We start from the raw sequence: 9,882 nt of genomic DNA, 5'->3' as shown, positions 1-9,882 counted from the left end.
GCCGGGCGTTTGGAAGGGACGAGATTATTGAGCGGCTGTGGCGCGGCGAGGGAAGCGTGGAGCATAAAGTGATTGACGTGTATGTCAGCACCCTGCGCTGCAAAACCCACGACACCCTCATCGACACCATTCGCGGTACCGGCTACCGCCTCGGGCGCGGCACCACTTGATGGGCCGCTGGGGATTGCAGTCTTGGAGCCTGCGCCTCAAACTCACGCTGGGCTACGCACTAGTGTTTGCCCTCACCATCTTGCTCGGCGCGGTGGGCGTGTATTTCACGGCCCGTTCGTCGCTGACCGCTTCGCTCGATCAGACGCTGCGGGAAACCGCCACCGTCGCGCGAGCCAGCGTAGAAACCCAAAAAGGTCGCTCGTTTTTTGCGCCCCAACTCAAAGCCAGCAGTGATCTGAGTATTGAGTTGCTTTCGGCGTCGGGCCGACTGCTGGCCAGCGTGGGACGCGACGAAGACACTTCACCGCCCTTTGCGCTCGGGTTTGTCAGCTTCGAGGAGCAGCGGGTCTTTACTCAAGACGTCGGCAGCGGTCTATACCTGCGAATTTCACGGCCCAGCGACACCCTGAGCCACTTGCTCGAAACGCTGGCCCGCATTCTGCTGGTCGGCAGCGTGCTGATGATTGGGGTGGCCTGCGCCGCTGGTTACTCTCTGGCTGACCGGGCACTGAGGCCAGTGGACGCGGTGGCCCGCACGGCGGCGGCCATTGCTGGGCGCGGCGATTACCGTGAGCGCGTTCCGGCTCTAGCGGGCCACGACGAAATGGCCCGCCTGACCAACACCGTCAACGCCATGCTCGACCAGTTGGAGCACACCATCGAGCGCGAAAAACAGTTTGCCCGCATCGCCGCCCACGAACTCCGCACGCCACTGACCGTACTCAAAGGCCGCTTGGAACTCACGTTGGAGCGCCCCCGCGACGCTGCCGCCTACCAAAAAGCGCTGGCAGGTATGCAAGGCCGGGTAGACGCCCTGATGACTTTGTCGGAAAGCCTGCTGGCGCTGGCCCGCAGCGACGCCCCCGTGCAACTGGAGCCGGTCGAGTTGGCCGCTGGCGTGATCGCAGCTACCGAGCAACTCAGCGACGCGGCCCAGCGTGCAAGCAAGCGCATTCACTTATCGCTCAGCGAAAGCTGGATAGAAGCCGAACCGGACGGCCTGCAACGGGTGCTGATGAATTTGATGGAAAATGCCCTCAAGTACGGTACAGGTGAGGTGGTTGACGTGCGCGTAGAGCAGCAAAGTTGCACCGTCAGGAGTGGGGGCGCGGGGCCAAAGCAAGAGGACTGGGCCCGCTTGCTGCAACCGTTTGAGCGTGGCAGCGGAGTCCAAAGCACGCCGGGCAGTGGCTTGGGACTGGCGTTGGTCTCAGCTCTGACCCAGCGCTGGAACGCGCGGGTGCAGCCGCAGTGGTCTTCAGAACAGTTTAGCGTTCAGGTGCAGTTTGCCGCCGCTCAGCAGACCGCTGACCAAACCAAAACGCCGCACTGATCTGCTCCGAGATGAGACTTTTGAGCAAGGCGGCTGAAAGCTTGACAGCGCTTTCAAGAACGCCTAATGTAGAACCGTTCACCAAATAAAGTTCGGATGTCGTGTTACCGGCAGGCCACTGCGGCTGCCAAGGAGATCATGTCGTGACGGCCTCAACAACACAAACGGTGACGCTGGTCGAGGTCGCGAGAGAAGCGGGCGTTTCGCCCAGCACCGTCTCGCGCATCCTCAACGGCAGCGCCAAAGTCGCTTCCGACAAGCGGGCGCGGGTTGAAGCGGCTATTCACAAGCTTGAGTTTGCGCCCAACGCGCAGGCCCAAGCCCTCGCAGGTGGACGCAGCTTCTCGGTGGGTGTGCTGACCCAAAACCTCTCCAGTCCCTTTTACGGCGAAACGCTGGCAGGCATCGAACGCGGCTTGGTGGGCACACCCTACCATCTGCTGGCGGTCAGCGGTCACTGGGACGCCGAACAAGAGCGCGAAGCCCTCAATTTGTTGCTGCGCCGCCGAGTAGACGCCCTGATCGTGCTGGGCGGCGTCATCGAAGACGCGGCGCTGAACCGGGCCGCCGAGCGGCTGCCGCTGGTGGTGGTGGGCCGCAGTCTGGACAGCCTCGCTGAGCGCTGCCTGATGACCGACAACCAAGCCGGGATGCGGCAAGTCGTAGAGCACCTGGCCGCGCTCGGCCACCGCCGCATCGCTTATATCGGCGGGCCAGAGGAGCAGCACGACGCTTTCGAGCGCCGGGAAGGCTTTGAAACCGGAATGCGGGACGCCGGGCTGACGGTTGTTCCTGAGCTGATGCTGCGCGGCGATTACACCGAGGTCAGCGGCGAACAGGCCGCCGCGACCCTTCTGGAAGGAGGCCACGCGTTTACGGCTTTGTGCTGTGCCAACGATCAGATGGCTTTTGGAGCGCGGCTGACGCTGTACCGCCGGGGCGTGCGGGTGCCTGAAGACCTCTCGCTGACCGGATTTGATGATCTGTTTGCCGCCAAATACACCACCCCACCGCTGACCACCGTGCGTCAATCGGTCAGTGAACTTGGAGAGCAGGCTGCCGAGGCCGTGCTGCAACTGCTGGCTTCAAAAACCCCGTCTTTGCCCATTCACCTTCCGCAGCTCGTCGTGCGCGAGTCCACTGGGCCAGTCAGGGCCGCTTCGCCCCCAGGAGGCGCGTGACAGTCGGACGCTCCTGGGTTGACTCTTGGGCAGCATTCGTTTCTGAGCAACACTGTCCGCAGCGCACCCACCGCCGCCTTCCTTAGTTTTTTAGAATTCCTGTTCTCGGAGGTTTTACCATGAAGATTAAACGCTTGCTCGTTCTGACGGCCCTACTTTCGGGCACCCTCGCCGCCGCTCAGAAGACCACCGTCACCGTCGGCGTGTTTCCCGACCTTGACAGCGTGCTCAAGGCCGCCCTGCCGGGCTTCAACAAGCTCTACCCCGACATCGACGTCAAGATCAACTCGCTGGCCTACGCCGATCACCACAACGCGCTGACCACCGCGCTCTCGACCGGCAAGGGAGCCAACGACCTCGAAGCCATCGACTTCGGCTACGTCGCCAAGTTCGCTGAAGGCAACGGTATGATCGACCTCAGCAAGGCCCCCTACAACGCTGGAGCGCTCGCCTCCAAGTTCGTCAGCTTCACCTTCCCGCAGAGCACTACACAGGACGGGCGCATCGTCGCCATTCCCACCGACATCGGCCCCGGCTCGATGTTCTTCCGCACCGATCTGCTGGCCAAGGCTGGCGTCAAGCCTGCGCAGCTCAACGCCAGCTGGGAGTCGTACATCACCAACGGCAAGAAAGTGGTGGCCGCTAACCCCGGCACCTTCCTGATTCCCGACGCCTCCGAAGCGGCCCAGATCATTTTGCGCACTGGCCTCAAGGCCGGCGAAGGCCTGTACTTCGACAAGAACAACAAGGTGCTGGTCAGCCCCGACAACGCCCGCTTCGTCAAGGCCTTCACGGTGGCCAAGCAAATCCGCGACGCCAAGCTCGACGCCAAGGCCGGCGCAGCCTTCTCGCCGGAGTGGACCACCGCCTTCCAGAAAGGCAACCTCGCCACCGAGTTCTCGGGTGCGTGGCTGGTCGGGCACATGCAAAACTGGCTGGCCAAGGACTTCAGCGGCAAGTGGAACGCCCAGAATCTTCCCGGCAACACCTTTGCCAGCTGGGGCGGCTCGTTCTACGGCATTCCCGCCCAGAGCACCAACAAAGACGCCGCCTGGAAGCTGCTTCAGTACCTGACCACCAACCCGGCCCAGCAGGTGCTGGCGTTCAAGACCACCGGAGCTTTCCCGGCGCTCAAGGCCGGCCAGACCGACGCGGTGTTCAACCAAGGCGTGGTGTACCTGGGCAACCAGAAAGCCCGCTTGCTGTGGCGCACGGCGGCGACCAAGATTCAGCCGCTGGACGTCAACAAGCTCGACCCCATTGCCGACCAGATCGTCGGCGACGCGCTGGGTAGCGTGCTCGACGGCAGCAAGGACATCCCCACCGCTTTGGCCGACGCCCAGCGCCTCGTCGAGCGCCGCGCCCGCTAAACAGCCTCACTCAAAGCTGAGCGTGTCTGGCAAGGGGTGCCCGCGCTCAGTTTTTGTTTGCTCGCTTTGCTGTGCTAGCTGAGCTGTGCTGACCAATTTGTGCTGACGGGTTTGTGCTTGATGGCCGTACTGAAGGAGGCTTTACCATGACCGCTCCCCCCGCCAAGCTGACGCCTCAGCCGCCCATTCCTAAAATCGGCGGCTGGGATAACTTTCAGCGTAAATACGCCCCTTATATCTTTATCAGCCCCTTCTTCTTGTTGTTTTTTGCCTTCGGCCTCTTCCCTATCATCTTCAACGGCTACCTCTCGGTGCATGAGTGGCAACCCGGCAGCGGCCTGGGCGACATGAAGTTCGTGGGCCTGCGCAACTTCACCGACAACCTCACCGATCCCACCTTCTGGCTGTCACTGAAAAACACCACAATTTTGGCGGTGGAAAGCGGCCTGCCGCAGCACCTGATCGCCATTCCGCTGGCCTTTGCCATCAATATGGGCCTCAAAAAAGCCCAGTCCCTGATTACGGCCATCTACTTTTTGCCGTACATCACCTCGGTGGTCGCCATCTCGGTGATCTTCTTCACGCTGTTTAGCTGGCAGTACGGCGTGCTCAACGCGGCGCTCAACAGCCTGCACCACATTCCCATCCTGGGTGTGCTGTTTCCTGCTGACAAGATCAACTGGCTGGGCGAACGCGCCTTCGTGCAGCCGTCGATTGCCATGGTGATCGTCTGGCGCTACGTGGGCTGGAACATGCTGCTGTACTTGTCAGGCCTGCAAGCCATTCCTGGCGACCTCTACGAAGCAGCTTCGGTGGACGGCGCGACCCGAGCCCAGCAGTTCCGGTTCATCACCTTGCCGCTGCTGCGCCCCACTATGTTCCTGGCCGTGACCCTGAGCCTCATCGGCGGCTTTCAGCTATTCGAAGAACCGTACATTCTCACCAACGGCGGCGGCGGCGTCGGGCAGGCAGGACTGACCACCATCATGTATATGTTTAGAACCTACAACGCTTACAGCGACGCTGGACTGGCCGCCGCGATGGCCTGGCTGCTCTTTATCGTGATCGGCCTGCTCACCCTGGTCAACAACCGCCTCTTCGGACGCAGCGGCATGAGCGACAGCAAGGCGGCCAAATGACCTCCACTCCCCTGGCCGCGCCGCGCACGACGCCCCGCAGCATCAGCGGCAAGCGCCCACTCAGCCGCGCCGGTTCCATTCTGCTGCTCGTTCTCGGCGGCCTGCTGACGCTGGCTCCCTTCTACTTCATGTTCGTTTTCGCCACCCACCCGCGCCAAGAGATCTTCTCGCTGCCGCCGCCCGTCTGGTTCGGCCACGACCTGACCAACAACTACGAAAGCCTGCTCTCACGCATGCCGTTCTGGCGCAACCTCTGGAACAGCTTGTATCTGGCGGTGCTGACCACCGCGACCACCCTGTTTTTCTGCACGCTGGGCGGCTACGCCTTTGCCATGTACGAATTCAAGGGCAAGGGTTGGCTATTCGGGCTGCTGCTGGCGACCCTGCTGATTCCGTCGACCCTCAACATCGTGCCCTACGCCCTGATCATGCAGGCGCTGGGCTGGATCGACACCCCCAGAGCGCTGTGGATTCCCAGCATGGCCAACGCCTTCGGCATCTTTTTGATGCGCCAGTACATCGGGAGCGCCATTCCGCGTGAACTGGTCGAGGCCGCCCGCATCGACGGGGCCACCGAATTCACGACCTTTCGCAAAGTCATCGTGCCGCTGACCGGCCCGGCGATGGCGACCCTCGGTCTGGTGACCTTCGTGCAGTCGTGGAACGGCTTTTTGGGCCCGCTGATCATCTTCCGCAGCGCCGAGACCTACACCGCGCCGCTGGCCCTGCGCACCTTGCAAGGCATCGCCAACACCGACTGGGGAGCGCTGATGTGCGGCGTGGCCCTGACGGTGGTGCCGCTGCTGATCATCTTCGCCTTCGCCTCACGCCGCCTCATCGACGGCCTGACCAGCGGAGCGCTGAAAGGCTAACCTCCCCTCCCCTCCTCATCCCTGTCTTCACTTCTGGAGAACCATGACCCTAACTTTACCTGACACCACCCGCCTCATCCGCCAGAACTTCCCGCCCGACTTTGTCTTCGGGGTTGCCACGTCCTCGTATCAAATTGAGGGCGCAGCCCACGAGGGCGGCAGGTCGTCCAGCATCTGGGACACCTTTTGCGCTACGCCCGGCAAAGTCATGAACGGCGAAAACGGCGACGTGGCCTGTGACCACTATCACCGCTTAGACAGCGACCTCGATTTAATTGCCTCGCTGAATGTCAACGCCTACCGCTTCAGCGTGGCTTGGCCGCGCATCATCCCCGGTGGGCGCGGGGCCACAAACCGGGCCGGACTGGACTTTTATTCGCGCTTGGTGGACGGCCTACTGGCGCGGGGCATCACACCTTGGCTGACGCTCTATCACTGGGACTTGCCACAGGTTTTGCAGGACAAAGGCGGCTGGCCTGAGAGAGATACCGCGCTGGCTTTCGGTGACTACGCGGCGGTGGTGGCCGCCGAACTCGGCGACAGGGTCAAGCACTGGATCACCATCAACGAACCCTGGGTGGCGGCCTTTTTGGGCTACGGCGTCGGCGTTCACGCGCCGGGCCACACCGATCTGGCCGAGAGTTTTGCCGCTTCACACCACTTGCTGCTGGCGCACGGCCTGGGCGTTCAAGCGGTGCGGGCGAGCGTGCCGGACGCTCAGGTGGGCATCACCCTCAATCTGGCGGCGGCGTATCCGGCCAGCGGCTCACCCGCTGATGAGGCGGCGGCCCACCGGCAAGACGGCTTTGCCAACCGCTGGTATCTCGGCCCAGTGTTCGGGCGCGGCTATCCGCAGGACACCGTGGACCTTCTGGGCGCGGCCAGCCCGCAGGCACAGGGTTTGGTGCTGCCCGGCGACTTGGAAACCATCAGCAGCCCGTCTGACTTTCTGGGCGTCAACATGTACTCGCGCAGCGTGGTCGAGGACGCGCCGGACGGAGGGGGCTTTCTCAGCGTCAAGCAGCTTAGGGTAGAGGGCAGCGAATACACCGGCTTTGACTGGGAAGTGGCTCCGCAGAGCTTAACCGATTTGATGCTCAGGTTGCAGCGCGACTACAACCCCGCCGCCATCTACATCACCGAAAACGGCGCGACTTATCCAGACCACGTATCGCCGGACGGCACCGTGCATGACGCGGCCCGTACCCGCTACTTCCAGCAGCACCTCGCTGCCCTGGGAGCGGCCATCACCGGCGGCGCGAAAATGGCCGGGTACTTCGCTTGGTCGCTAATGGACAACTTTGAGTGGGCCGAGGGGTATGACAAGCGCTTCGGGATCGTCCATGTGGACTTTGAGACGCAGGCGCGAACCCTCAAGGCGTCGGGAAGGTGGTACCGGGATTTTCTGGCCCACGCCCAGCAGAGCCAGCCCACTTAACCGACCCCGCCGAACACGGCCCTAAGGAATGGCAACCCACCAGCGGTAAACACTGTGGCGGGCTGAGCCTCGCCGGGCCGAGAATCTGGAGACTGAATGAAGCGTCTATTGACCGTTGCCCTCCTTTTAACCCCTGTGGCCAGCGCTCAGGCCGTCCCCACGCTGACCCGAACCGAGGCCGAAACCCGCGCCCGCGTGGTGATGGCCAAAATGACCCTCGACGAGAAGATCGGGCAGGTCAGCATGGCCCACTTTTTCCGCTTTCTGGAGGGCGGGCGCAGCGGGCCTGTGGCTGCTAGCGCAGGCAGCAGCTTTGCTCAGTTGCTGCCCGGCGCGATCCTCAACGGCGGCGGCGACACCCCGCAGCCCAACAAGCCCCTCGGCTGGGCCGACACCCTGCGCAGCTTGGAAGAACTGGGCCGCCAGCATTTGCCCGGCGGCGTGCCCGCTGTCTTCGGCACCGACTCGGTTCACGGGGTGGGCAACGTCGCGGGCGCGACCCTCTACCCACACAACTTGGGGCTGGGCGCGGCGTTCGATCCGGCGCTGACCAGAGAAATTGCCCTCGCCACCGCTCAGGACATGCGGGCCATGAATATGGACTGGGATTTCAGTCCGGTGGCCGATTTGGGCCGCGATCCACGCTGGGGACGCTTTTACGAGACTTTTGGCGAGTCGCCTTGGCTGGTGGCCGATCAGATCACCGCCGACGTGCTGGGCTTGCAGGCGGGCGGAGTGGCCGCCACCCTCAAGCATTTCGTGGGCTACGGCTCACCGAGTCTAGGCCGCGACAGGGCCGACGCCGAGATCAGTTTGCGTGCCCTCCACGAACTGTATCTGCCCCCATTCAAAGCTGGAATTCGGGCCGGGGCGATGGCGGTGATGGCCAACAGCGGCAGCGTCAACGGCCTGCCGGTTCACGCCTCGCGCACCCTGCTGACCGATGTACTGCGCGGCGAGCTGGGGTTCGGGGGGCTGGTGGTCAGCGACTGGAACGATATCGACCGGTTGATCACGGTCTACAAGACCCACGCCGATCTGGTGAGGGCCGCCGCCGACAGCGTCAACGCTGGAATTGATCTCTATATGGTGCCCTACGACGTAGAAAAGTACGCGGCGGCGCTGAAAGAAGCGGTGCAGGGCCAGCTCATCACGCAGGCGCGGTTGGACGAAGCGGCGCTCAGGATGCTGACCTTCAAGGCTGAGCTGAATTTGATGGACGCCCGGCCCGCTGGCAGCGGCGTGCTGGCCGACCACCGGGCGCTGGCCAAGCGGGCGGCGGCGGCGACCCTGACGCTGCTGGAGAACGACAGCTCCGCCTTGCCGCTGACCAGAGGCCGGGTGCTGGTGACTGGCCCGGCGATGGACAGCGCGGCCATTCAGCTCGGCGGCTGGAGCGTCAACTGGCAGGGCGTCGGCAGGGGCAACGTGACCTATGTGCCGAAAGTCAGCACGCTGGCGGCGGCCCTCAAAGCCTCGGCCCCGGCGGGCGTCAGCGTCAGCGCCCTGCCCGACGGCAAACGGGGAGCGCTGCTCAAAGCCGCCGCCAACGCCGACAAGATCGTGCTGGCGCTGGGGGAAGCCCCCGCCGCCGAGAGTCAGGCCAACAATCCCAATTTGGCGCTGCCGGACAGCCAGATTCAACTGCTGCGCGATGTGCTGGGCACGGGTAAGCCGGTGGTGCTGGTGCTGGTGGCAGGCCGCCCGATCCTGCTGCCCGAAGACCTGCGCAACCGCCTCGCGGCTTTGGTGATGGCTTATCTGCCCGGCAGTGAAGGCGGCGCAGCGCTGGCCGACGCGCTGTATGGCCGCGCCGGATTCGCTGGCCGCTTGCCGTTCACTTGGCCCGGCAGTCTCGGCGAGGCGGGGCTGAGCGCCGACCGCCCCCCGGAAGGCGCGGGTGAAGCGCCGCTGCCGCTGTATCCACTGGGTTTTGGGCTGGACTACACCCGCTTCGCCACCTCGGCCGTGACGGCCAGCACTGTGCCCGGAGGCGTGAGTGTCAGCGTGACGCTCAAAAACGTCGGCGAGAAAACGGGCACCGGCACCTTCATTGTCCGCACCAGCTTGCCGCCCACCGGAAACCTGGAAGCGGTCAAGCGTCCAGTGGGCGTGGTTCGGGCCGTACTCAAGCCGGGCGAGTCGCGCACGCTCAGCCTGACGGTGCCTGCCGAGCGGCTGGAAGCTTTTACTGGGGACGTTTTCGGGCCGGTCACGGGAAGCGTGCTACAGGGCGAATACCGCTTTGAGGTGGACGGCAAGCAGGCCGCCCTTACCTTTTAGCTGTACTTTGGGGATATTCAAGGCCCACTGAATAGTGCTGTGCAGGTGAGGCATTTCAGGCAACGAGGTGGCCAGGATGGAGTCCCGGCCACCTC

Annotated in this window: 8 protein-coding genes; all 8 read left to right on the top strand. The window is 63.6% G+C overall.

Features of this window, described 5'->3' with window-relative positions; translation table 11 throughout:
- Positions 1–170, top strand: a 170-nt coding sequence (locus FNU79_RS18330) for a winged helix-turn-helix domain-containing protein (protein ID WP_143722241.1), incomplete at its 5' end; no start/stop codon positions are given.
- A complete protein-coding gene (locus FNU79_RS18325; protein ID WP_143722240.1) occupies positions 170–1,504 on the top strand; it encodes a sensor histidine kinase in 1,335 nt (444 codons plus the stop codon). The genes FNU79_RS18330 and FNU79_RS18325, both read left to right, overlap by 1 nt.
- A 143-nt stretch (positions 1,505–1,647) precedes the next feature.
- Positions 1,648–2,685: a LacI family DNA-binding transcriptional regulator gene (locus FNU79_RS18320; protein WP_225430175.1), complete on the top strand. Its 1,038-nt coding sequence runs from the start codon at positions 1,648–1,650 to the stop codon at positions 2,683–2,685.
- 119 nt (positions 2,686–2,804) lie between these two features.
- Entirely contained in the window at positions 2,805–4,055 is a 1,251-nt protein-coding gene (locus tag FNU79_RS18315; protein WP_143722239.1) for an ABC transporter substrate-binding protein, read from the top strand.
- Between the two features lie 146 nt (positions 4,056–4,201).
- Positions 4,202–5,194, top strand: coding sequence for a carbohydrate ABC transporter permease (locus FNU79_RS18310; RefSeq protein WP_143722238.1), 993 nt, complete (start codon positions 4,202–4,204; stop codon positions 5,192–5,194).
- A complete protein-coding gene (locus tag FNU79_RS18305; protein ID WP_143722237.1) occupies positions 5,191–6,066 on the top strand; it encodes a carbohydrate ABC transporter permease in 876 nt (291 codons plus the stop codon). The genes FNU79_RS18310 and FNU79_RS18305 overlap by 4 nt, the downstream gene beginning before the upstream one ends.
- Before the next feature lie 43 nt (positions 6,067–6,109).
- Positions 6,110–7,504 carry a GH1 family beta-glucosidase gene (locus FNU79_RS18300; protein ID WP_143722236.1) on the top strand — a complete coding sequence of 465 codons (1,395 nt, stop codon included), beginning with the start codon at positions 6,110–6,112 and terminating at the stop codon, positions 7,502–7,504.
- A gap of 96 nt (positions 7,505–7,600) precedes the next feature.
- Positions 7,601–9,787, top strand: a complete 2,187-nt coding sequence (locus FNU79_RS18295; RefSeq protein WP_143722235.1) for a glycoside hydrolase family 3 protein — start codon at positions 7,601–7,603, stop codon at positions 9,785–9,787.
- Positions 9,788–9,882 lie beyond the last annotated feature (95 nt).

Origin of the sequence: Deinococcus detaillensis, from assembly GCF_007280555.1 — a bacterium.
GTDB lineage: Bacteria > Deinococcota > Deinococci > Deinococcales > Deinococcaceae > Deinococcus > Deinococcus detaillensis.
The sequence above is the reverse complement of the archived record's forward strand: the minus strand, read 5'-3'. Positions and strand labels throughout refer to the sequence as shown.

Coding starts and splice junctions, on each gene's coding strand:
- FNU79_RS18310 (WP_143722238.1), top strand. CDS start 4,202: ATGACCGCTCCCCCCGCCAAGCTGACGCCTCAGCCGCCCATTCCTAAA.
- FNU79_RS18300 (WP_143722236.1), top strand. CDS start 6,110: ATGACCCTAACTTTACCTGACACCACCCGCCTCATCCGCCAGAACTTC.
- FNU79_RS18305 (WP_143722237.1), top strand. CDS start 5,191: ATGACCTCCACTCCCCTGGCCGCGCCGCGCACGACGCCCCGCAGCATC.
- FNU79_RS18315 (WP_143722239.1), top strand. CDS start 2,805: ATGAAGATTAAACGCTTGCTCGTTCTGACGGCCCTACTTTCGGGCACC.
- FNU79_RS18295 (WP_143722235.1), top strand. CDS start 7,601: ATGAAGCGTCTATTGACCGTTGCCCTCCTTTTAACCCCTGTGGCCAGC.
- FNU79_RS18325 (WP_143722240.1), top strand. CDS start 170: ATGGGCCGCTGGGGATTGCAGTCTTGGAGCCTGCGCCTCAAACTCACG.